19 protein-coding genes are annotated in these 23,724 nt (G+C 67.6%); 8 read left to right on the forward strand and 11 right to left on the reverse strand.

The features are described from left to right. Positions 1-441 precede the first annotated feature (441 nt). A complete protein-coding gene (locus tag OG203_RS43425; protein ID WP_405168211.1) occupies positions 442-738 on the reverse strand; it encodes a hypothetical protein in 297 nt (98 codons plus the stop codon). On the opposite strand from OG203_RS43425, the gene OG203_RS43430 reads away from it, so the two are divergent. Both OG203_RS43430 and OG203_RS43435 read left to right on the forward strand, forming a co-directional pair. Then, complete coding sequence (locus OG203_RS43430; RefSeq protein ID WP_405168185.1) at positions 685-861, forward strand: hypothetical protein; 177 nt, start codon at positions 685-687, stop codon at positions 859-861. The genes OG203_RS43425 and OG203_RS43430 overlap by 54 nt on opposite strands. Then, positions 803-2,263, forward strand: coding sequence for an SAM-dependent methyltransferase (locus tag OG203_RS43435; protein ID WP_405168186.1), 1,461 nt, complete (start codon positions 803-805; stop codon positions 2,261-2,263). The genes OG203_RS43430 and OG203_RS43435 overlap by 59 nt, the downstream gene beginning before the upstream one ends. 55 nt (positions 2,264-2,318) lie before the next feature. Here the strand turns inward: OG203_RS43435 and OG203_RS43440 are convergent, their stop codons facing one another. The 7 genes from OG203_RS43440 to OG203_RS43470 all read right to left on the reverse strand — a co-directional run bounded on the left by OG203_RS43440 (position 2,319) and on the right by OG203_RS43470 (position 7,244). Then, positions 2,319-2,726 (reverse strand): nuclear transport factor 2 family protein, encoded by a 408-nt coding sequence (locus tag OG203_RS43440; protein WP_405163017.1) that lies wholly within the window; start codon positions 2,724-2,726, stop codon positions 2,319-2,321. Between the two features lie 110 nt (positions 2,727-2,836). Beyond that, positions 2,837-4,240 carry a class I adenylate-forming enzyme family protein gene (locus OG203_RS43445; RefSeq protein WP_405163018.1) on the reverse strand — a complete coding sequence of 468 codons (1,404 nt, stop codon included), beginning with the start codon at positions 4,238-4,240 and terminating at the stop codon, positions 2,837-2,839. 117 nt (positions 4,241-4,357) lie between these two features. Beyond that, positions 4,358-4,882 carry a hypothetical protein gene (locus tag OG203_RS43450; protein WP_405168187.1) on the reverse strand — a complete coding sequence of 175 codons (525 nt, stop codon included), beginning with the start codon at positions 4,880-4,882 and terminating at the stop codon, positions 4,358-4,360. 19 nt (positions 4,883-4,901) lie between these two features. After that, positions 4,902-5,525 (reverse strand): hypothetical protein, encoded by a 624-nt coding sequence (locus tag OG203_RS43455; protein WP_405168188.1) that lies wholly within the window; start codon positions 5,523-5,525, stop codon positions 4,902-4,904. Beyond that, positions 5,525-6,130 (reverse strand): hypothetical protein, encoded by a 606-nt coding sequence (locus tag OG203_RS43460; protein ID WP_405163019.1) that lies wholly within the window; start codon positions 6,128-6,130, stop codon positions 5,525-5,527. The genes OG203_RS43455 and OG203_RS43460 overlap by 1 nt, the downstream gene beginning before the upstream one ends. Before the next feature lie 38 nt (positions 6,131-6,168). Further along, positions 6,169-6,702 (reverse strand): hypothetical protein, encoded by a 534-nt coding sequence (locus tag OG203_RS43465; RefSeq protein WP_405163020.1) that lies wholly within the window; start codon positions 6,700-6,702, stop codon positions 6,169-6,171. Beyond that, complete coding sequence (locus OG203_RS43470) at positions 6,699-7,244, reverse strand: hypothetical protein (RefSeq protein ID WP_405163021.1); 546 nt, start codon at positions 7,242-7,244, stop codon at positions 6,699-6,701. Before OG203_RS43470 ends, OG203_RS43465 begins: the two co-directional genes overlap by 4 nt. A gap of 147 nt (positions 7,245-7,391) precedes the next feature. Here OG203_RS43470 and OG203_RS43475 point away from each other — a divergent pair, with 147 nt between their 5' ends. Continuing rightward, positions 7,392-7,637 (forward strand): acyl carrier protein, encoded by a 246-nt coding sequence (locus OG203_RS43475; protein WP_405163022.1) that lies wholly within the window; start codon positions 7,392-7,394, stop codon positions 7,635-7,637. Positions 7,638-7,642: 5 nt separating this feature from the next. Here the strand turns inward: OG203_RS43475 and OG203_RS43480 are convergent, their stop codons facing one another. Both OG203_RS43480 and OG203_RS43485 read right to left on the reverse strand, forming a co-directional pair. Beyond that, the gene (locus tag OG203_RS43480; RefSeq protein ID WP_405163023.1) at positions 7,643-9,433 is read right to left on the reverse strand and encodes a fatty acyl-AMP ligase; all 1,791 of its coding nucleotides are present in this window, start codon (positions 9,431-9,433) and stop codon (positions 7,643-7,645) included. 33 nt (positions 9,434-9,466) lie between these two features. Further along, the gene (locus OG203_RS43485) at positions 9,467-11,674 is read right to left on the reverse strand and encodes a hypothetical protein (RefSeq protein ID WP_405163024.1); all 2,208 of its coding nucleotides are present in this window, start codon (positions 11,672-11,674) and stop codon (positions 9,467-9,469) included. Positions 11,675-11,900: 226 nt separating this feature from the next. On the opposite strand from OG203_RS43485, the gene OG203_RS43490 reads away from it, so the two are divergent. The 4 genes from OG203_RS43490 to OG203_RS43505 are packed head-to-tail and all read left to right on the forward strand — an operon-like array spanning position 11,901 to position 16,850. Next, positions 11,901-12,134, forward strand: coding sequence for a hypothetical protein (locus OG203_RS43490; RefSeq protein WP_405163025.1), 234 nt, complete (start codon positions 11,901-11,903; stop codon positions 12,132-12,134). 26 nt (positions 12,135-12,160) lie between these two features. After that, on the forward strand, positions 12,161-13,939 hold the full coding sequence (locus OG203_RS43495; protein WP_405163026.1) for a 1-acyl-sn-glycerol-3-phosphate acyltransferase: 1,779 nt from the start codon (positions 12,161-12,163) through the stop codon (positions 13,937-13,939). After that, positions 13,926-15,437, forward strand: coding sequence for an HAD-IB family hydrolase (locus OG203_RS43500; protein WP_405163027.1), 1,512 nt, complete (start codon positions 13,926-13,928; stop codon positions 15,435-15,437). Before OG203_RS43495 ends, OG203_RS43500 begins: the two co-directional genes overlap by 14 nt. 12 nt (positions 15,438-15,449) lie before the next feature. Further along, positions 15,450-16,850, forward strand: a complete 1,401-nt coding sequence (locus OG203_RS43505) for a wax ester/triacylglycerol synthase domain-containing protein (RefSeq protein WP_405163028.1) — start codon at positions 15,450-15,452, stop codon at positions 16,848-16,850. Here OG203_RS43505 and OG203_RS43510 read toward each other — a convergent pair. After that, entirely contained in the window at positions 16,834-17,274 is a 441-nt protein-coding gene (locus tag OG203_RS43510; RefSeq protein ID WP_405163029.1) for a LuxR C-terminal-related transcriptional regulator, read from the reverse strand. The genes OG203_RS43505 and OG203_RS43510 overlap by 17 nt on opposite strands. Before the next feature lie 337 nt (positions 17,275-17,611). Here OG203_RS43510 and OG203_RS43515 point away from each other — a divergent pair, with 337 nt between their 5' ends. After that, the gene (locus OG203_RS43515; RefSeq protein WP_405163030.1) at positions 17,612-23,716 is read left to right on the forward strand and encodes an SDR family oxidoreductase; all 6,105 of its coding nucleotides are present in this window, start codon (positions 17,612-17,614) and stop codon (positions 23,714-23,716) included. Positions 23,717-23,724: the final 8 nt, after the last annotated feature.

Raw genomic sequence — 23,724 nt, forward strand, 5'->3', positions numbered from 1 at the left:
GGAGCCTCCACCCCTACCCCACCCGGCCCCCACTTGGTGTTATGTGAAAGCTACGGATTCCTGCGTTACGGTAAACAGGATAATTACTATCATCGTACTGACAAGCCCGTAGTTCAGGGGGACGGAGGATGCCGAGTAATCAAACTTTGCAGTTCTCCGACGCATCCCCAAAACAGTGATGCACTTTGTGCATCACTGGTCGAACTATGTAATTCAGCAAAATCGGAGCATTGCGTCGACCGTCGAGCGGGAATAGAAGCGACTATTAGGTTTGTGACGTGTCCCGGTGTCCGTTCACGCATTCCCCGGTGCTCGGCGAGCGCTGCCGCGAGGTGAGGTAGCTGGGGGCGGTGGCGCCACCGCGCAGGATCACGTGGCCGTCCGGATTGTCCGAGCTACGGATCAGCGCGACGCGCCAGTCCGCATCGATGCCGGGAACACCTAGCCCGCAGCCCTGACCTCGAGCGCGTCCACCCGCACGCCGCCGTTCTTGATGCCGACCGGCACCGGCAGTGCACTGGCGATGTACCTGGATTCGATACCGCGGGGTCGAGCCGAGGCCGCGCTGTATCCGGCGACCCGGCCCTCGACTCTGTTGTGATGTCCAGCCGACCCCCGCCCAACTCCGCGGAGCGAAACCGTGGCGTCACCAACTTCATCCATTCCGTCGAATTCGAGAACGGCCTGATCGAACGGCAGCGCGAATTCATGAATCCGTGCCAACCCCGGAGTCGCCATGACCACCGTCAACCCACGATCCCTCGCGGAACTGCGCGTTCCCGACGGTGTCGGCCAGACCGCACTGTTCGTCGCCTGGCAGCGGCATGCGGAGAGCATCCGTTCCGACGCGCTGTTCCGTGATCCGCTGGCCGATTGGCTCACCGGCACGCTCGCCGACCATCCTGACATGCGGCACTGCACGCAGATGGTGTGGCAGGTACTCGGCGAAACACCAAGCTTCCCTGCCTATTTCACGATTCGCACGCGGTACTTCGATGACCGTATCGAGGCCGCGCTTCGCGACGGGGTTCGACAGATCGTCACCCTGGCCGGTGGCTTGGACGGACGCCCGTTCCGGCTCACCTGCCCACCCGACGCCGAGTGGTTCGAGATCGATCTGCCGGATATGTGCCGGTTCAAGCAGTCGGTCGCGCACCTGGCCGACCTGCGGCCGCGCTGCCACTGGCATCCGGTCGCCGCCGATCTCACCGGCGAATGGCTGACGGCGCTGACCGACGCCGGATTCGACCCGACCCGGCCGTCGGTGTGGCTGATCGAGGGATTGTTGATGTATCTGTCCGACGCGGACGGTGACGCGCTGCTCGCGACCGCGCGACGGGCCGCGGCCCCGGGCAGCCAGCTGCTGCTCGAACACCTGCAGACGACCATGCTCGGCGAGGCCGGCCGCAGTTCCCGGAATCGGGTCGAATCACAGGGCGCGCGTTGGCTTTCGGCTCGCGACGATGTTCCGCACTGGCTGGCCGGGCACGGCTGGGTCGGCCTGGTGCACGCCGTGGACGATCCGGCCATCGGACTCGGCCGCGAGGTCGGCCCGCAACCGGCGGGCTGGCTGGCCGCCGCGATCCCGGACCGAGCTGTATCCGCGGTCCCGCCCGCGCGGTCTGTCTCGTTGTCTCCCACACCATCGCCCGAACATCTGGAGGTCCGAGCCGTGCGGCTGCCCAATTCCACCTATTTCACGCGGGGGTGGCGGCTACCCGAGGTCGCGCCCGACTTCCGGGTCGAGGACGTGTGGGTGCTGCCCGCGCGCGGCGCGCGCCACGAGTTCGCGGAGCTGGTACGCCAGATCGCCGACGGGGATGGCGCTTTCGAGGGCGAGCGGGTGGCCATGTTCCTGCACGTGGTCCGCCAGCGGCTCGGCGCGTGGTTCGGCTTGGACCGCCCGGGGGCCGGCCTCGACGCGCGGGTGGTTTCGCTGCGCGCGCGGTTACCGGAGGACGCGGCCTTCCGCGACCGCGGCCCGGATCAGCGTGCAGCTCCGTGGGTTTCGGTCTATCAGAACGACCGAGAGTGGGTCGGCGAGTACGCGAGCCGGACCGTGCACGCGCTGATGCATGTCGGCTGGGTATCGGACGCGACCACCGACTACCGCGGCGAGATGACGATCCTGGTGCGCCCCAACGGCCTACTCGGCACCCTGTACATGGCCTTCATCCGTCCATTCCGTCGCTTCGTGATCAATCCGGCCTTCTTCCGCATGGTCGCCCGCAACTGGCAGCGGCACCGGACGATCATCGAGTGACCGACCGGGGCCGAATTCCACCGGGACACCGCCGAACTGGTCAGGGCCGCCGCGGTCAGGCCGGGTGGAAGGTGGCCTCGACTTGGGCGGTGTCCTCGGTGCCGCGGAAGTAGGTGATGTGGTCGCCGTGGAAGGTGAATTGGTGGTGCAGGTCCATGGTGATGGGGCGGTCGGTGGCGCGGTTGACGGCGTGGAAGCGGACTACGGTGAGTATGTCGCTGTCGGCGACCGCGTACAGGAGTGGGGTGAAGTCCTTTACCTCCAGGGTCTCGGCGAGTTGCTGGAGGTAGGACGAGACGGCCTCTTTGCCGTGTCGGACGCCGTACCAGGGTGCCACGGTGGAGGTGGTCTCACTGGCCCAGTCGATGTCCTCGCCGAGGGTGGCCAGGAGGCCTGGAATGTCACCCTGTACGAAGGCCGCGTAGAGGGATTCGACCGTCTTGATATTGGATTCCGCGCTCACGGTGTGCTCCTTCATCGATGATGAATCCGCAACGCGGCGTGCCGATTACGCTGCGGATCAGTTATTGTCTGGCGAGCTATAAGCAGTCTGGCTCGCGCCGGTGAGCGGGTCTATGCAACCTTTGGATTGGGTTTGCCCTGTTCGGTCAGCGGGATGTGGTCGGCGAGGGTGACCGTGACGGGTACACCGAGCGCGGCCAATGCGTCGGCGGCCAGTCGCGCCGGATCCACGGCGACACCGGGCTCGGGCACGACGACGGCGTGGAAGTGGTCTGTGTCCGAAAAGGCCGACGCGAGAAGCACTTCGGGGCGTTGGTAGAGCAGGTTCTCGATCTGGGCGGGGAAGATGCCGCCGATCATGTCGCGGCGGCGGCCGAGGATGTGCAGGTAGCCATCCGCATCGAGGAAACCGACATCGCCGGTATCGAGCCAACCGTCAGCTATAGCCGAATCGAGGTCGGGGCGACGCCAATAGCCGACGGCGACGCCTGGTCCGGCGACCGCGATATCGCCGGGTTCGCCGGACGTGGCCGGTGTTCCGTCCGGGTTGGTGAAGCGGATGTGCCTGTGGGGCAGTAGCTTTCCGGCGGTGTCGAGTAGATCCGGTGTGTATTCGGCCGGCTCGAGCATGGCGACGAGTCCGGTTTCGCTGCTGCCGTAGCCGTGGCAGAGCACCGGGCCGAGCCGGTTCAATGCGGTGCGGCGGGCGGCGGCGGGTGCGGCAGCGCCTAGATGGAGTAGGCGGCGCAGGCTCGATATGTCATACGCGGAGAGATCGGGATGTGTTGCGAGAGCGAAGAGTTGGGGTTCGACGAGGAACAGGTTCGTGACGCGGTGGCGCTCGATCGCGGTGAGCACAACGGCGGGGTCGAAGGGGACGGGCGAGTCGAGCAGGATGACCTGACCGCCGGACGCCAGCGCGCCGTCGACGAGACTTTGCGCAAGATAGGCCAGGGGCGTGACAACCAGCAGCCGGGTTCCCGGCTCACGAAGCGCGCCGACGAGAGCACTGTGGTCGGCATAAGTGTGGCAGCTGCCTTTCGGAGTGCCGGTGGTGCCGCCGCTGAACACGATGAAGCACAGATCGTCGGGCGCGGCGTTGCCATGACTGGGAGTGGCGGGCATGGTCGCCGCGATGGCCAGCAGATCGGTGCGGCCAGGCGCGGGCCCGAGGCTGTAGGCGCCGTCCCTGGCGAAGCGGGGCGAGGTGACCAACACATCCGCCGCGGTGAACGAGAGCAGCTCATCGCTCGCGTGCGTGGGGAAGACCGCGGCGCAGGCCCCGAGCAGGTGGGTTGCCATCCGTACCGCGACGACTTCGGGACTGTTCTCGGCGTGGATCGCCACCAGGCGACCGGGCGACACCCCGGCCGCACGCAGCGCGGCGGCAAGTCGATAGACAAGGGCGGCAAGCTCGGCCCCGGTCAGGCAGCGATTGTGGTGGATCAGGGCCACGTCGTCTCGGCCGGCCAACGACTCGACCGCGTGATCCGCCTTGGACCGGAATTCGTCCATCGAGAGCTCCTCCGCGTCGGAACCTTCCTCATACCGTACCGATCGGTCTGCGGATGGATCCCGGCGAGTCGGTCCTCGCTGAGCGTGCGTTCTCGTCAGGGCGGAGCGGAGAAGTGGCTAACCACCTACCTTCGGCAGCAGCAGCGCAACCCGTAGCTTCGAGTCGACGGTCGCGCCGAGCGCGAGGGTCTCGTCGAGTCGGCGTCCGAGCAGCTGCGCCTGCGCGTCGGCCTTGCCCAATGTGTCGGAGATCTGTGCCAACTGGCCAGCCGCCACGTTGGCCTGGTCGGCGGCCGAATCGCCGACCTGGATGATGCCGGCGAGCGGAGCGTCCGTGGACGCGAGGGCGTCGACCAAGGCTTGGAGCTGGTCGGCCAGGGTGCCGAGGGTCTGATCGGCGCGGGTGAGGGCGTCGATAACTCCAACCACCTGGGGCATGCCCTGGTTGACCGCGGCGTCCGCGGGCCCGAGATTCGGCACACCCCGCAGCGCGTCATCGGTGGTGTGATCGATGGTTTTCGCCTGTGCGACACCATCTTTGAACAGATCGTTGGTAATGCTCAGGTCGCGCGTCAGGATCAGGATCCCGACGAGAGCCGAGAGGGTGAGGGAGAGGGCGAGTGCCCAGGACAGTCGCAGCATTGGACTCTTTCGCACGGGGTCAATGCGGCGGCGGTGCGAGGCCGTTGACCAGTGGGCCGATAATGGCAAGCAGGGGACCGAATTCCGATACGTGGGCGGCTTCCTCCTGAATGGTGGCCAGCGTCGCCGCGAGCGTGGCGGCTTTGGGGCCGAGCGCCGCGAGGGTGACCTGGACGGTCAGCAGTTCGTGGTGGACCGAATCCAGCTGTGTACCCACCGAACCCACCGAGGTAGACAGCGCGCCGACGGTCGAACTCGCTTGATCGACCCGCCCCGCAACGTGATTCAGCAGGCCGGGCAGCGGCCCGGCGACCGAAACCACCGTCGCAGTGGACTTACCGAGGTTGGCCGCGAGTCCGGAGAACGCGCCCGCCTTGTCGGTGAGCTGCTGTAGATCACTCGACAGCGGCACGAAAGCCTGTGCACCGGACGCGAGTTGGGCGTGCTTGGGAATGAGCGTCGTGGTGAGTGTGTCGAATTGGCCCGCTGAATCGATGAGTTCGTTACTCAGTGCGGACGGGCGACCGAGTGGATCGCTGACATCGCGTGGTGTTGGCAGGAAGCCGTTGACTACCGACAGGATCACGGCCGGTGTGATCCCGAACAAGAACACGGTCAACAGGAAGGCCCGCCTGGTGATCATCATCGGGTACCTCCTGGAGCCGGAATGAAGCCGTCTTGCGGGGGGATGGGCGCGAGTTTGCCGGCGGTGCGGCCTAATTCGGCGTTCAGCTGGTCGACGAGACCGATCGCGGCGGTGAGCTGGTTGTTGACGGCGGTGACCGTCGAGTTCGCGTCGGCGGCGATGCGGTGTATCGATGTCGCGGCGCCCTGCAGCGTCTGCGCGATCGTCCGCAGTTGGCTTGCGATGCTCGCGTCGTCCTGTCCCGCGGTGAGCAGTGAACGCATGTCGGGCAGCACTCCGGCGAGCTGATCGGCGTCCGCGCCTGCGGCCGTATTCAGCTCGGTGAGTACGGTTTTGAGCTGTTCGATCTGTTGCCGTGCGGTCGCCGGTGCGGTGAGATCGGTGCGCTCGGCGAAGTAGCGGTTGGTGTCCTGAAAGTTGCGCACAATGGCGCGGGAGCTGTGCTGCACGTCGAGTCCCTTCTGGATGGATATCAGGACGAGGACGAGCAGCACCGCGGCCATGGCGGCGGCAAGTCGGCCCATCCATTCGGTCGCGACGGCGTAGCGGCCGGACGCGGTGAGAACGGCGGTGCGGGGTAACGGGTTGTCGTTGGGCATCATTGGGTCCAGTCGACGGTCGGGTTCGGGTGGGTCGAGCCTCAGCCGGGCAGGGGAAGCATCCGATTGATGGTGTGCGCCGCGGCCACCGACGCCTGCAGATCGCCGACCAGTCCCTGCAAAACGGCGAGCAGCTGCTTGCCCTGGTCGCCGAACGTGCCGGCCGAAGCGACAAGCGGCACAATGGTGTTCTGTACCTCGCCGAGAATGCCGTTGATATCGGTCAGCTGGGCATCGGTGCGCCGCGCGCCATCGGCGCTTGACCCCAATTGCCTTGCGGCAGGGGTGATCGCATCGTGCAGCCGGGTGAGTAGCGGCCCGAGCGCGGTGGTGGCGTCGAGCGCGCTCTGCGCGGTATGGGTCAGTTCGGTGAGTTGGTGCAGCTGGCTGGTCAGCTTGTCGTTGACGTCGACGATGCTCCCGGACGCGGTAACGCTGATCTGGTTGACGCGCTGTTGATGATCGAGTCGGGTATTCAGAGTGGTCACCACGAAGATGAGCACGCCGAGCACGCCGACGGCCACGATCGACAGCACCAGCCGGGCCGGTCCGCCTGGTCGTCCGAAGAAGATCACCGTGTCGCCCGCTTTCCGCTGAGATCATCGGCGGCGCTGTCCGCGGAGACGCGAGCGCGATGAACGGCGGCCGCGGTGCCGCGGGCATCGTCGAGGACGGCGGCCAAGGTGGTGCGGTCACCGGTGAGCGCGGTAGTCGCGCCGTCGGCGGGCACGCGCAGTCCATCGATCTCGGCCCGCAGGGTGTTCAGCGCCACGACCAGCGTGGCGACGTTCGTCCCTGCGTGCTCGAGAATGCCATGGAGATCCTTGGCGATCTGCCCGATCAGCGCGTCGAGCTGCGCCGCGACGGCCGCGTCGGTGACAAGCACGCTCCGCAATGCCGCGTTGGCGTTGCCGAGCGGGGCGAATGCCGCCACCGTCCCTTGTTCATGATCGACGATCTGGAGCAGCGCCGGATTGTATTTGTCCGCCGAAACCACCGCGCGATCGAGCCGGTGCGGCGTGGTTACCAGGTCGTACATTCGTGGTCCGAAATAGCAGAGTACGGCCGGAATCAATGCCGCGACCGCGGCCATCCTTGCGCCGTTCAGCACTGTCATCGTTTTACCTCCTTGCGGCAATTACGGGGCGGCATAGCTACTTTCGGTTCAGTCCTTTACTCCTCTCGCCTATTCGGTTGGCCCTTGCAAAGATCCAACTATGCGCAGATTCTCCGACAATGCGCACCGACCGCGAGGAGAACGACAATGGACAGAGAAACCTCGATGCGAGACGCGATCTTCACCGTCATCAGTCGGCATTTCGCTATTCCGCGGGAAAAGATCAGGCCCGAGCTGACTTTCGCCGACCTCGACCTGGATTCGGTGGCCCTTGTCGAACTCGCCGTCGTCCTCCAGGAGGAACTCGACCTCGATGTGACGGAGGTGGATTTCCTCATGGAGGACAGCATCGGACGGCTCGCCGAACTACTTGCGGCCGATCCGGCGAGGTAGTCGAGTCACGGGGTGGCCGACGGGATGAACCCGGCGGCCCCCGTTCCGCCAACGGTCATCGCCCCAGGCACCTCCCCGGCGACATACATCGACCGGCAGGTCCGGCGGCGCACCTTGCCGCTCGTCGTCTTGGCGACCAACCCCGGCCCGCCGATAACCACTGCGTCGCACGAGATCTGGTGGTCCAGGCGCAGGCATTTGCGGATCGCGTCGGCGATCTCCACCGTCAGTGGCTCGCCCGGCGGCGCGGCGCTGGTCTCCGCGAACACCACCAGCTGCTCGGCCGTGCCATCCGGCGCGGCGACGGAGAAGGCCGCGATGCCGCCCGGCCGGATCAGCGGATGGCATTGGCGCACACTCTCTTCCAGGTCCTCGGCGTGATAGTTGCGGCCGCGCACGATGATCACGTCCTTCAGCCTGCCGGTGATGAACAGCTCGCCGTCGGCGAAGAAACCGACATCCCCGGTGCGCAGGTAGCCGCGGGGATCCTCGTCGTCGGCCACCTTGGCGTAGAAGGTTTCCGCGGTCTCGGTCGGGCGGCCGAGATACCCCGCGCCCTTGGTTGGGGAGTCGAACCAGATCTCGCCGACCCGATCCGCCGGACACGGCCGGTGCGTGTCCGGGTCGACGATGCGGACGCGGGAGTCGGGTTTGGTTATCCGGCCGCAGCCGAAATAGGTGGTGGCACGCCGCACCTCGGGCCCGTCGACCGGAACCACCCTGCCCTCGGCCAACGCGTCGGCATCGACGGTGAGTCTGGTTTTGCCCCAGGAACTTACGCTGAGCGCGGCTTCGGCCAGCCCGTACGTCGGGCAGAAGGACTCGGGGCGAAGGCCGGCCTCGGCGAACTCGTCGAAGAAGCGGTCGACACTCCTCGGCAGGATCGGTTCCCCGGCGGACATGACCAGCTCCACCCGGCTGAGATCCCAGCCTCGCCGCTGCTCCGGGGTGGTGCGGCGGACCGAAAGGTCCAACGAGAAGTTGGGTGCCGGAGTACCGGTGGCGCCGACCCGCGACATCGTCTCGAACCAGATCGCCGGTGACCGGATGAAGTCCAGCGGCGAGATCAGGTACATGTGCCCACTACCGCTCAGCCCGTTCAGGATCACCGCGATGAGGCCGAAATCGTGGTAATGCGGCAGCCAGGAGACCCCGACGGTCGACGGCCCCATGCCGTAGTCGCGGATATTCGATTCGACCTCGGCGAGCAGGCTGCGGTGCGTCATCACCACGCCGCGTGGGGTGCCGGTAGAGCCAGAGGTGTACTGCAGGATCGCGCGCTCGTCACTGTTCGCTGGGGCGTACCACGGCCGGTCCGGACCGGGACCGGCGTCCGGCTGGTCGGTCGCGTACCAGGGCACCTCGGGCCAGCGCAGCCCGCCTCTGGTCAACGCACCGTTGGCAACGGCCAACTTTCGCAGCTCGTCGTAGCCGGTACAGGTCAGCACGGCACGGGCCTGGCAGTCCCGCACCGCGGCGATGAACCCGGCCTCGTTGCCGCGCCCGCCGCCGGGCACGGGCGGCAGCACCGGCGCTGGCACCACGCCCGCCATCAGGCAACCGACAAGGGCCACAATGAATTCGGGCCCGTGCGGGTAGGCGAGCACGGCCCGATCCCCAGGCACGAACCCGGCGCCGTCGAGTAGCCCGCGCACCCGATTCGCCTCGGCCGCAAGGGAATCCGGGGTCAAGGCGACACCGTCGCCGCCTGTCTTGTCCACGTAGGTGAACAACGGGCGATCCGGGCGGCGCGCACGATCGGCGGCGAACAGGTCGAGAATGGAATCCCCACGCATCTTGTCTCCTCATTGCCAGCAGTGCTCGTCGGGTCAGGTGGTGAGTGCGGCGCCCGCGCCGATCCGAGACTGAAATCCCCTGGTGGACAGGCAGAACAGCGGCCGAGCGCCGTCGAGCCCGAGTTCGCGCAGGCGCAGCGCGATGGGCTCCTTGGACGGGCCGATCTTCAGCCGGGCGGTCGTCGCCGGATGCGCCCAGATCCGGCCCTTGATATCCATCTGCGAGCGCTGCACAGTTCGGTCGAGCCGCGAGTAAAACACCAAATCGCGGGCCGGATAAGGCATTCCGGGTCCGAGCAAGCCGCTCATGCCGAGAATCTGCCCGTCCTCGGCGTAGGCGGCGACCGAGGTGCGCAGCGGTCCTACCGCCACCGACACATCGGCGCGCAGCGACGGATACCCCCACACCTCCCGGTTGAGGTCGTCGGCCTCGTCGGTCGAGACCATCATGCCGAGCGGGCGAAAACCGATGCCGCCCTGATCGGCTCGGCCGAGCAGCTCGGTGAGCGTGCTCAACCCGGACTTCCAGGGTCCCGGCACCACCAGGCCCGCGGCCAGACAGCGGAACGGCGCGAGGCTGCCGTCGCGCTGGTCGATCGCGAGCAGGGCCGCAAGCACCCGGCCAGGGGCGATCGGCACCAGCCTGCCCAGGTCCCTGCTGTCGGGCAGGGCGGCGGCCGCCTTCGCGTCGGCGGCGAAGAACGCGATGAGACCGCGACCATCGCTGCAGATCACCGGCAACTGGACGGGGCCGGAGGTGGTGTCGACCGTTTGCGACGGCACGGTGAGGAACGGATAGCCGACCGGCCTCGGCGGCTGGTCGTAGGTTTGGTAGAGCTGGCTCCTGATGACCTCGCCGTGATAGGGCGCGAGTTGCTCCTCCATGTATTCCACCGCCTCCGGCAGCAGGTGCTCGAGATTGTGCAGATAGTGGGCGGGGCTGTGGCATTCGGGGAATTGATGCGCTGGCTCGGTGTAGCTCACGGTGCACCAGTCCGGATGCAGGTCGAAACAGCTGCCGGCGCCGATACCGTCCAAGGACGGGACGATGTCGTGCTGGTTGGTGATCGAGGCGACCCATGTCGTGGGATCGACCGGATGTTTGTGCTGCACCGGCGAACCGACCGCGATGGCGTGGGTGACCTTGAAGCGGCGGCAGAACTCCGCCTCCTGGGTGAGGTTCATGACGGCGGGCCCGCCCGCGCTGTGCCCGATGAGCGCGACCTCCGCGCCGTCGGGGATGCCGTATTGATCGATCGCGCTGTGCAGGGCGCCGCTGTAGGTCGATTCGTTTTTCAGCGTGGCACTGAACGCGCCGACGAGGTCCTGCGGTGACTCGTTGCGTGCGCGCCCGGGTCGCATTCCAGGCACCTGGATGGCATATCTTTCGACACCGTCCTTTGCCACGATCGTCTGAATGACGATGCGCCCGTCGTTGCCCAAAAGCACGATATTGCCGAGGAATCCGAGCAAGGAACCCGCATCGGCGAGCGCGTTCGAAACATGCGGACCGGCATCGATCGGCCGTGCCCCGCCCGCTCCTCGGTCGAACCGGGTCATCACCTTGGTCGAGACCCCGAGCAGCAGTCCGGTGGTCGGTGCCGCCTTCCCCGACGCCACCCCCCACGCCGACGCGTCGTTGAACGGGTTCTTGTCCTGCAGCGCCTTCACGCTGAGGATCTCCGCGAACATCGGCGCGATCCCGCTGAGTCCGGTGACCGCGCCGCGATCCTTGAACAGCACCTGCAGTGCGTCGATGGTCTCGATCTCGTTGCCGGCGAAGGCCGCATCGATGAACCTGACCAGCTTGGGATCCTCGGTGAGCTCCGGATGGACCAGCTTCAGCGCCGCCATCCGCAGGCTCAGCGAACTCACCATGATCTGCACCGCCAGGCTGGTCTGCCCGAACACCCCGCCGAGGGTGGCGGTGAGGGCGCCGACCAGTCCGCCGGTGAAGGCGAATCCGAGACCCTGCCGGTTGGTCAATGTGCCGAGTAGACCGTAGGCCACCGCCATTCCGGCTTGCGGCGCGCGCAAGGGCGGCGGTTGTCCGACCAGCGCGGTCGCCCGATGGGATACTTCGCGCACGTTTTCGGCGATCTCCACTAGTTCCAGCGCGGCCGCCTTGAGCCGCTGAATATCGTCGTCATGTTCGCGCTCGTGTGGCGAGATGAATCGCGGCGGTCGCGTACGGACCGCACGGCCGTTCGATCGAGCGGCCGATATTTTGCCAGTTTTCATGGCCTTGCCTCCTGGCCTGAGGGAATCAGATAATCCAGCAGCAACGCTAATTCGCGGTCGACTCGCCAGTCAACGGACTACAACCGGTCCCATTGTCCTAGGAATTACTTTGGTCGTGGATCGAATTCCCCAGGGCGCCATAGTGAATCGGTGAATACTATGGAGAAACGCATTAAGGGGGATTTTCTCAATCGATATTCATTGGTGAGTTTCGTCGGCGAGGAGGGTGGCAGATGCCGTGTGCGCGGTGGTCTCGATGATTCAGTGGGCCGGTGATCTGCTGGCGTGGATGGAAAGTTCCCTGCCCGAGCTAGGGGAGCAGTACGGGCCGTGGCTGGTTCAGCGACCGCATCCGAGCGCGGTCACGGCCCGCATTCGGGTCGACGTCGATGCCGCCTCGACCGAGATCGTCCTCTCGGCGATCCCGCTCGACGAGCCGGTGCGGGTGATGAGCGCATGAGCCCGTTGCGCCTGTCGAATCATGGCTTGGCACAACGACGTCGGGCTCGGACGGCCGCCAGGATCCTCGACCGCTGGGCCGGGAACGCGGAGGTGCTTCGGCTGTCGATCAGAGCGAAGCTGCCGAGCGGTGTCGCGCAACGTCGGTTGGCCGACGACGTGACGGGACTGGTCGCCGAGGGGATCGGCGGCCAGGAGTTGGCGCGGCGGCTGATGAACTTGCTGCTCTACCCGATCACCGGCACCGCCTGGCGACTCGAGCACGACGTCGTCGGACTCACCGAGGTGTGGGAGCTCAGCGGCCGCTACCCGATGGTCTTCCTGCCCGCGCACCGCTCCTACGCGGATTCCCTTCTGCTGGACCGGATTCTGCGCAGCGCGGGGCTGCCGCGCACCTACCGGCTCGCGGGCGACAACCTGTCGTTCTGGCCACTTGGCGCGCTCGGCCGCCGGGCCGGAACGATCTTCATCAAGCGGGATTTCGGCCGCGACCCGACCTATCACTTCGCGGTGCGCGCATACCTGGCCCACCTTTTGGAGCGATGCGCGCACCTGGAGTGGTATCCGGAGGCGGGCCGGACCCGCACCGGCCGGTTGCGCCGGATTCGTCCCGGCCTGCTGCGCATCCTCGTCAATGCCTTCCACGACGCCAGGATCGATGACCTGTACCTGGTCCCGGTCTCGATCACCTACGACGTGCTGCCCGAAGCGCGGACACTGGTCGACGAGGATCGTGGCGAACCGAAGCGGCCGGAGGGCCTGTCCGGGATGCTGCGGTACTACCGGGCCAACCGGGTCGCGCGCGGCGGCACCGCACGACTGGTCTTCGGCGAACCCCTATCGCTGCGAGAGCAATTGGTGTCGGTGGGCGACGCCGGCGACTGGGCCGCCGTGGAGACGATCACGCACGAGCTTGCGCACCGACTCGCCGCCGCGACACCGTTCACCGTGGAATCGGCGCTCACCCTGGTGCTTGCCGAAGGGGAGCGCGGTCCGCAGAGCCTGCGGCAGATCAGCCGTGCCCTCGAGCCGCTGCTCGCCTTCGCCGCGAATCGGCGAATCCCGGTGGCGGGCAAGGACAGGCTGCGCGGGCCGCGCGGTGTGCGGGCCGTTCTCGACCGCCTGGTCCGTGCGGGGGTACTGACCGAGGTCGAGGGAAACTTCCAGCCCGGCTACCGAATTGGCGCACAGCAGCACCAACTCGCGGCCTACTACCGCTATTCGGGCAGCCACTGGTTGATCATGCGCGCGATCGCCGAACTCGCCCTGCTTGCGGCCGAGGACGCGGTCGACCCGACGGCTCGGGCACTGCGCCTGCGTGAGCTGTTGAAGCATGTCTTCGTGCTCCCCGAGGCGGCGGAATACGACGAGATCCTGCGCCGCGAAACCGTCGAGTTGGTGCGGGCGCGCAGGCCGGAGGACCCGATCTCGGCCAGTCTCGGCAACCAGTCGTTCCTGCTCGCGCCCCGTTTACTCGGGCCGGTGCTCGAGGCATTTCACCGAGTCGCGGTGTGGCTCAGGGATACTCCCGAACCGCTGCGGGATCGGCGTCGCTGGTCCTGCGCCGAGGTATTCGCCGGTATCGACATGAACACAGTGCACTGGCCGGAGTCGGTCTCGCGCGAGCTGTGCCGGGCCGCGCTGGCGGCGGCCGCGGCGGAGGGATTGCTGGAATCCAAATCGGCTGCGGCGCAGGCACGTGCCGAGTTCGCGGACGAACTGGCAATGCTGGTCGACCAGCTCGTCCGCCTCGCCAGGTCCGACACCGTGCCCGGTCTGCTGAGGGGGTTGGATGAACGTCTTTGACGCGCACGTCGAGGGCGTTCTGCGGGGACAGGAGGGTCCGCGGATCGCGGCCTTCTTCGATTTCGACGGCACGCTGGTTGACGGGCAATCGATCACCGCGTTTCTGCCGGCGGTGCTGCCGATCCTGCCAACGATGCTGGCCGATCGGCTCGGTCGACCTGGCGCCTCCGCCACGGCTCTGCTGCGCGAATTCCTCGATACCGGGCTGCCGTTGGCCAGGTGGCTCGTGCCGACCTGGCTGCGCGGGGAGTCCGACGACGACATCCCGTCGGCGTATCGGCTGGCACTGCGCCTGTGCGCCGGTCGCCGCGAGGAGGAGCTACGGCTGCTCGGCGAACGTGTCTTCGTCGACGCCCTCGCGGGTCGCCTGCGCACGGGCCTGTGGGCGCTGATGCAGGCGCATCGACGCAAGGGACACACCATCGTGCTGGTCTCGGCCGCGACCCGCTATCAAATCGATCCCATGGCAAGGGAATTGGGCATCGAGCAGGTGCTGTGTACCGAACTGGCGGTGGTCGACGGTGTGGTCACCGGAGAGCTGACCGGCCCGCTACTCTATGGACCCGCCAAAGCGGCTGCGGTACAGGCGTTCAGCGTGACGCACGATATCGATCTCGCGTCCAGCTATGCCTACGCCGACACCGTCGACGACGTCCCGTTCCTGGAGATGGTCGGCAAACCCTGCGCCGTGAGTCCGGGTGCGGAGCTCGGCGCGCTGGCCGCCGACCGGAATTGGGCTGTGCTGCAATCGGATACGGCAAACTCCGCCGTCGGACTGAACGCGATGCGCTCGGCCGCCGCGTACGGCGGGCTCGCCGTAGGGGTGAGTACTGGCCTGTGCGTCGGACTGCTCGGCGCCGATCCGCGGCGTGCGGCCGAACTCGGCGTGCTGCTTGCCAGCGACACCTACCTGGGTCTGGCGGGCATCCGATTGCGGGTGCTCGGTGCCCGAAATCTGCGGGCCCGCAGGCCCGCGGTGTTCCTGTTCAACCATCAGAGTCCACTCGACCTGGCGATCATGATCAAACTGCTCGGCCAGGACTACACCGGTTTCGCCAAGGCCGAGTTGGCCGCGACGCCCGGGCTGTCCCAGCTTGGCAGGCTGATGGACGTCATGTTCATCGACCGGGACGCCAAGCTGCTCGCCCCGGATTTCCTCGGCCCCGCGCTGGACTGTCTGTCGCGGGGGCTCTCACTGGCGGTCGCCCCGGAGGGCACCCGGTCGCGGACCCCGATGCCGGGTCCCTTCAAGAAGGGCGGCTTCCTGCTTGCCCGCCGGGGCGCGGTTCCGGTGGTGCCCATCGTCATTCGCAACGCCGGCCAGCTCATGGCCCGCAACGCGTGGACCGCACGGCCCGGCCGAATCGATGTGGTCGTCCATGAGCCCATCGATGTGACCGACTGGCCGATCCGCGAGCTCGACGCGCGGATCGAGCAGGTCCGTCAGCGCTATCTGGAGACGCTCGTCGGCGTCCCGCACGACCATCCCATCGCCTGAGGAGCGACGATCATGAGACTTGCGGAGCAGTTCGGCGCCGGTGCCTGGAACCTGCCCAGGCAGCTGAACGCCCTGGATGCCCTGATGTGGCGCTGCGAGGCCGACCCGAGGCTGCGCTCACCGCTGATCGGGCTGTTCCTGCTCGACCAGGTGCCGGACTGGGAACGCCTTCGCACAGGCCATGATTGGGCAACCCGGATGGTGCCGAGGCTGCGCGAGCGGCCGGTGACCCCCCTGCTGAATCCCGCGTCGCCGGTATGGACCGCGGACCCGGAGTTCGACCTGAGCCACCACGTCCGGCGGGTGCGGCTGCCCGAGCCCGCCGGCCGCCGCGAACTGCTCGACCTGGCCGAGACCATGGCCGGGGCGCCCTTCGACCCGAATCGACCGCTCTGGGAGAGCGTGCTGGTCGAGGGCGTGCGGTGGGAAGGCAAGGCGTGCGCCGCGGCCTGGATCCTGCGCTTCCATCACAGCATGGCCGACGGTCAGGCCGCCATCTCGTGGCTGACCTCCTTGCTCAGCCGTCAGCGCGAGCCGAGGTCGGACAAGCCGCAACCGCCGGTACCTCCCGTGCCGCCGCCGCCCTCCGTATTGTCGCTGCTCCCTTCGCGTTTGGGGGCCGACCTGGTCTCCGCAGGCCTGTTCCGGCTGGCCGAGGAGGCGCTGCGGGCGGCGGCACAGCCGCAGCACGCCGTCGTGGAGCTGACCCGAATGCTGCGCACGGTCGTCGAATTGGCGCCACGCCCGGTCGGTCCGCTGTCGCCGCTGCTGAGCGGGCGCGGCACCACCCGACGACTCGACCTGCTCACGGTGCCGGTCGACGGGCTACGGGCCGCGGCGAGTACCGCCGGTGCGTCGATCAACGACGTCTTCCTCACCGCGGTATCGGGTGGCCTTCGCCGCTACCACGAGCTGTATGGCGCTGCGCCCGAGACGCTTTCGGTGGCGATGCCGTTGCGGGTTCGCGGGAACCGGCCGATGGCGGGCAACCGCTTCGGCGGGGTGCGGGTGGCCGCGCCGATGGCCGAGAAGGATCCGCTGGTCCGGCTCGCCGCGGTGCATCGGCTGCTCACCGAGGCGAACGGCGCATTCGACCTCGGCGGCCTCGATATCGTGACGACCCTGCTCAATCGGCTGCCCACTCCCTTGGTGCTCGAGGTCGCCCGGCGGATCGGGCTGAGTTTCGACGTCCAGCTGAGCCAGATCCCCGTGTTCGATCGCGGGTTCTATCTGTCCGGCGCGGCCATCCAGGACTTCTGGTGCTTCGGCCCGGTGCCCGGCTGCGCCGTGACGGCGATCATGATCTCCCGGCGGTCCGGTGCCTCGGTCGGCGTCACCGTTGACGCCGCCGCGGTCACCGATCTGCCCGCTTTCATGAGTTGTCTCGAGGAAGGCTTCACCGACCTTCGGTAGGCGGGGGTGCGGCGCCTGCTCGCCCGCTCAAGATCATCGCGATGACCTGGGCCCGGCCGGTCACCTTGAGCTTCATGAAGATCGAGTGCAGGTGATTCTTGACGGTCGCCTCGGCGATACCGAGCTTTCGGGCGATGAGCCGATTGGTGAGCCCTTCGATGAGCAGGCCTAGCACCTGCTGTTCACGTTTGGTCAACCCCATATCGGGAAGTTCGATTTGGATTTTAGGGTGTGGCGCTCCACGTTCGCCGGTACCGAAACCGGGGCGATGCGATATATGAACCATCTGATCTATTCTGTGGTCGCTGGCGGATTCCTCGAGCTTCTTGATGATGTCGATCAACTTGGCCAATTGGCTGGATGCCTCCCGGGCTAGCTCGATGGTTGTGGCACTGAGCTCGATGGGATCGCGCGATGCTGACATGGCGGCACTCTCCTCCAGTTCCGGGACTGCACCATAGGGTGGAGGGGGCGCTAAGACGGATCATGCATTAGATATGACTTGCTAACGCGCTATCACGACGTAATTGCAAACACTATTACGGCACTAATGCGGCGCAATCATGATCGACAATCTTGGCGAATTAACCCTGAAATAGCAGTCATCCCGATGCGTACTGGACTGATTCTAAATGCATAGCGCGCTCAACGGAAGCTATTTGAGATAGCTAGATAGCTAGATAAGTTGCAGTCTACATCGTTCGGCCCGGGTCATTTTTCGTATTGTTCGGGTGTGCTGCCAAGTGGTTATGTTGGAAATCGTGAAGAATGTTCCTATAAAAGACAAGGGTGCTCGCGGACCAAAGACGCGCCGTCTCGCGGTAGCCGTGACGGGCGTCAGCGCGCTGATGCCGGGTTCGTCCGACGTCCCGGGCTTTTGGCGGGACTGTCTGGCCGGTCGCGACCTGATGACCGAGGTACCACCCAGCCATTGGCTGCTCGATGACTACTACCACCCCGACCCGGCCGCGCCGGATAAGACGTACGCGCGGCGCGGCGCCTTTTTGTCGCCGACCAGCTACGACCCGCTCGCTTACGGCACACCGCCGACCACGCTGCCCGCCACCGATGTCGCGCAACTGCTCGCGCTGCCGGTGGCCGAGCGCGCGCTGCGCGACGCCGCGGGCGGCGGCGAGCTGTCGGCGGCGGTGCGGGAACGGACCGGCGTCATCATCGGCACCGGCGCGCTGGAACTGCTGCTGCACATGGCGTGCCGACTGCAGCGGCCGGTGTGGCGGAAAGCGCTGCGCGACAGCGGAGTTCCCGATGCCGAGGCCGAGCAGATCTGCGACCGGATCGCGGACAACTACGTGCCGTGGCAGGAGGCGACGTTTCCCGGCCTGCTGAGCAATGTGGTGGCCGGGCGGATCGCGAACCGGCTCGACCTGCACGGCATCAACTGCACCACCGACGCGGCCTGCGCCAGCTCGCTGGCGGCGCTGTCGGCGGCCGTCGCCGAACTGGAACTCGGCCGGACCGACCTGATGCTCGTCGGCGGGGTGGACACGCTCAACCACATCACGATGTACATGTGCTTCAGCAAGACGCCCGCGCTGTCGCCGTCGGGGGATTGCCGCCCGTTTTCCGATAAGGCCGATGGGACCATGCTCGGCGAGGGCCTGGCCATGTTCGCGCTCAAGCGGCTGGACGATGCCGAGCGCGACGGCGACCGGATCTACGCGGTGCTGCGCGGGGTGGGAAGTTCGTCGGACGGACAGGGCACGGCGATCTACGCGCCGGTGCCGAAGGGGCAGGCGCGTGCGCTGCTGCGGACCTACGACATGGCCGGGTACTCACCGGCCACGGTCGAGCTGGTCGAGGCGCACGGCACCGGTACCAAGGCGGGGGACCTGGCCGAGATGACCGCGCTGTCCGGGGTTTTCGCCGAGGCGGGGCCGTCGGGGGGTAGGTGGTGCGCGGTCGGCTCCGCGAAATCGCAGTTCGGGCACACCAAATCGGCGGCAGGCGCGGTGAGCCTGATGAAAGCCGTTCTGGCGCTGCAGCATCGGGTGCTGCCGCCGACCATCAAGGTGGAACGGCCGAACCCTGACCTGCACCTCGAGGACGGCCCGCTCTATCTCAACACGGAGAAGAGGCCATGGGTCAGAGGCCCGGATCATCCGCGCCGGGCCTCGGTGTCCAGTTTCGGCTTCGGCGGCAGCAACTTTCACGTCACGTTGGAGGAGTACGTTCCCGCGCGGGGCGGTCGGGCCGCCGAGCGGATGTATCCCGTATCCACTGAACTCGTCATGCTCAGCGCTGGCTCGGGGGCGGAGCTGGTCGACCGGTTGCGGTCCGACTCCCGGACCGATTTCCGTGCCTCTGACCCGTTGCGGCTGTCGCTCGTCGGCGCACCGGACGAGCTGGACGGACTCGCGGAGGAGGCGGCAACCCGACTCACCGCCGACGCCGAGGAACCCTTCACCCGTCCGGGCATCCAGTACCGGACCGGTCCGGCAGAACCGGGCAAGGTGGCGTTCCTGTTCTCCGGGCAGGGCGCCCAGTACACCGGCATGGGCGCCGATCTGGCGATGGCCTTCCCCGAAGCCCTTGCGGCATGGGACGAGACGGCCGACCTGCGATTCGGCGACCGGTCCATTCACGAGATCGTCTTCCCCCGACCGGTTTTCGACGCGGCGGACCGACAGCGATTGGAGGACGAGCTGCGTGCGACCGAGTGGGCCCAGCCCGCGTTGGCCGTGCAGTGCGCGGCGCAGCTGCGGTTGGCCGAGCAGGTCGGGCTGCGCGCGGACCTGTTGGGCGGGCACAGCTTCGGCGAACTGACCGCGCTGCACGCCGCGGGTTGCTTCGACCTCCAGGCACTGGTGCGATTGGCCCGTACGCGAGGCGAACTGATGCGTGACGCGGGCGGCACGCTCGGCGGCATGGTGGTGATCGGCGGCGACGCCGCGCTGGCCGAAGCGCTGATCGGCGACCACGCCGCGCTGTGGGTGGCCAACCTGAACAGTCCGGACCAGACGGTGGTTTCGGGCACCCATGCCGCGCTCGCCGCGCTGGAACAGCGGGCCGCCGACCGCGGCGTCACCGCGCAACGGTTGAACACCTCGACCGGCTTCCACAGTCCACTGGTGAAACCGGCGGGCGAGCGACTGGGGGCATTCCTGGACGCGCTGGAGATCGCGGCCCCTGGGCTTCCCGTTTACGGAAACAGTGACGCCGCAAGGTATCCCGCCGACCGTGCGGAGATCCGGGCGCGGCTGGTCCGCCAGCTCAGCTCGCCGGTTCGTTTCGCCGACCAGATCGAGGCCATGTACGACGCGGGGGCGCGCACGTTCGTCGAGTTCGGCGCGGGCACCGCGTTGACCGGGCTGGTGCACCAGATCCTCGGTCCCCGTGCGCATGTGGCGGTGGCACTCGACCGCAAGGGGCACGACGGGGTCACGGCACTGCAGCACGCGATCGGCGAGCTTGCCGTGCACGGCGTGGCCATCGACGCTGCGCCACTGCGACTTTCACCGCAGCGGGCGGCGCCCACCGGCAAGAACCGGATGACGGTCGAGCTGCTCGGTACCCAGTACGGGAAGCCATATCCGCCACCCGAGGGCGTCGCGCCGATCGAACCGATCGCGTTGGACTCGACGCCGATCGAATCTCGTAGCACCACCGACAGAAAGCCTCATCCGCCCTATGAAGACGAAGTGGAGATCCCGATGCCGAACGATCACGACGATTCGACCCGCACTACGACCGGCGCGTTGGTCGCGCGTGCCGACCACGGTGGTGCCGAGATCGGGCCGCCGCGCCGCGCCGCCGAACCCACCGAATGGCTTGGGGCGCTGCAAGAGATCCAGCGGCAGACCAGCGAGGTGCATTCGTCGTATCAGCGTGCGCTCGCCGACGGCCACGTCGCGTACCTGCGTACCAGCGAGGCCACCCTCAACGGCATGATCACCGCGCTGAGCGGAGCACCCGCGGCGGATCTCGCGTCGATCCCGGTGCGTGAGTCGCCGAATATGGCTGTCGCGCTGCCGATGCCGACGACCCCCGCGACACCCGAGCGGGCCAGCGGCAACGGGCATGCGGCCGTGCCGAGGTCACCGGCGGAATCCGCGCGTAGCGTCACTCCGGCACTCGCGCAGGCCGCACCCGCCACTCCTGATGCGCCCGCGGTTGCGGTGGCAGTCGCCCCGGCGCCGACTCCCGCAGCGGCCGCACCGACTCCTACAGCGGCCGCCCCGACTCCGGCAGTAACCGCACCGACTCCGGCAGCGACGCCCGCTGCGGTCGAACCGACTCCGGAACCCGCACCGGCAGCCGAAGACGCCGCGGTAGACATCGAGGACACACTCCTCACCATCATGGCCGAGCTGACCGGCTACCCGGTCGACATGCTCGGCACCGACATGGATCTCGAACACGACCTCGGCGTCGACTCGATCAAACGCGTGCAGATCCTGTCGACCATCCGCCAGCGCGTCCCCGGCCTGCCGAAGCTCGACCCCGCCGAACTGGCTCGGCTGCGCACCATGGGGGAGATCTCCGGTTACCTGCGCAGGCCGGAAGCGGCCCGCGAGCAGGCAACCCCGTCCCGGCGCAAGGAGGAGAGCGGCGGGCGCGACGACGAGGAGGGCGAATCTCGGTCCGGCCTGACACGGCTGACCCCGCACCTGGTCCCGGTCGCGCCGCCAGGCTTGGTGCTGCCCGGTTTGCTGCGCGGCACCGTGGCGGTCACCGACGACGGCGGCGGCATCGCCGAGGCGTTGATCGCGAAGCTCCAGGACGCGGGTGTCACGGCCGTGCTCTATACCGACGCGGACGCGGACACGGTCGGTCTGCTCGACACGGTCGTGTTCCTCGGTGGGCTGCGTCGTATCACCAACCAGGAAGACGGTATTCAGGTGGAGCGCGCGGCATTCCGGTGTGCGCGAGCGGTAGCGGCCCGCATGACGGCCAAGGGCGGAACCTTCGTCACCGTGCAGGACACCGGTGGTGACTTCGGGATCAGCGGCACCTCTGCACGCCGCGCCTGGGTGGGCGGACTGGCCGCGCTCGCTCGCACCTGTGCCAGGGAATGGCCGGGCGCGACCGTCAAAGCGATCGATTGTGCGGGCGCGGGACGTAATTCGACCGATGTCGCCGCGGCATTGGCCGCCGAACTGCTCGGCGGCGGTTCCGCACCGGAGGTGGCGCTGCGTGCCGATGGCACCAGGAGTCAGCTGCGGCTGCGGCCGACTCCGCTGGTACCGGGACGGACCGACGAGACGATCGACGCGGATTCGGTGATCGTCGTGACGGGCGGCGCCCGCGGGGTGACGGCGGCCTGCACGCTGGCGCTCGCGCGGGCCCGTCGACCGCGGCTGGCCTTGATCGGGCGGACGGCACTGGCGGTTGAGCCGTCCGATCTGCGCGGCGCCATCGGCGAATCCGGTGTGCGCCAGGCACTTATCGCGCGCACCCGCCGGAGTAGCCGTCGCCCGAATCCGGCCGACGTGGACAAGGAGGTGCGTCGGGTGCTCGCCGTCCGGGAGGTACGCAAGACGTTGGCCGAACTCGCGGCCACGGGCTCGCCGACCAGCTACCTGGCCGCCGATATCACCGACCCCGCGGCGGTGCGTGCGGCCTTGGCCGAGGTCCGCGCGAAGTGGGGGCCGATCACCGGGCTCATCCACGGCGCGGGAGTGCTGGCCGACCGCCTGGTCGCGGACAAGACCGATCGGCAGTTCGATCGGGTCGTCGGGATCAAGGCCGAGGGCTTCGGGCACCTGTCCGAGCAGCTTCGCGCCGACCCGGTGCGGCTGGTCTGTGTCTTCTCCTCCGTGGTGGCCAGCTACGGCAATCCCGGTCAGTGCGACTACGCGATGGCCAACCGAATCCTGGAACATCTCGCATCCGGTTGGCAGGCAAAGGATCCGGGGATCGTGGTGAAGTCCTTGGCCTGGGGGCCATGGCACGGCGGGATGGTCGGACCTGAACTCGCCGAGCAGTTCCGTCGGCGCGATGTCGATCTGATCGAGCTGGCGCCGGGCGCCGCGGCGTTCGTCGAGGAGTTGACCGCGGGTTCGCCGGACGTACGGGTGCTCATCGCGGCGGGGGCCGCTGCGGCCATGGACCCCGACCCGGCGGAGCACACGGCCGAGATCATGGTGAGCGACTCGTCCCATCCGCAGCTGCGTGACCACATGATCGTCGGGCGTCGGGTCGTCCCGCTGGCGATGATGCTCGACTGGTTCCTGCGGGCCGCGGTCGACGCGGACGCGGGTCTGTCGGACCGCGTCCTGGTGGCACAGGACATCCAGGTGCTCGCCAAGGCCACCGTGCCGGATTCGGGCCGGGCCAACTTCGTCGTGCACACCCGTCGGACGGCGGGGCAGACCCCACAGCTGGAGCTGGCCGGACAGTACGGCGAACATCATTGCCGGGCAACGGTTTTCCCGGACGGCGAGTCGATGCCGCACGCACCGCACCTCGGCGGCGGTCATTCCGGGCTCGCCCCGGTCGACCCGGCGACGGCATATGCCGGACCCGCGTTGTTCCACGGACCGCGCTTCCAGGCGCTCACCGACATCGAAGGGGCAACGGCGGCAACGGCTATCGGCACCGTGGTCGGGGTGCGTCAGCTCGGCTGGCCCAATGAACCGTGGCGCATCGACCCGGCCGCGCTGGACGGCGCGTTTCAGCTCGCGGTGCTCTGGGCCGAGCAGGCGCTCGGCACGGCGACGCTGCCGATGTCGATCCGCGAGTGCCGGTTCCATCCCGGCCCGCCCACCGACGAACCGCTGCGCTGTGTGGTGCGTGGCGGCACCGTCAACGACGTCGACGCCGTCTGTGACGCCACGCTGATCAGGGCGGACGGTACGACGGTCGCCGAACTCTCCGGGCTCCAACTGGTCGCACGGCCACGCTGATCGACTCA

The sequence above is a fragment of the Nocardia sp. NBC_01499 genome, assembly GCF_045040275.1.
GTDB lineage: Bacteria > Actinomycetota > Actinomycetes > Mycobacteriales > Mycobacteriaceae > Nocardia.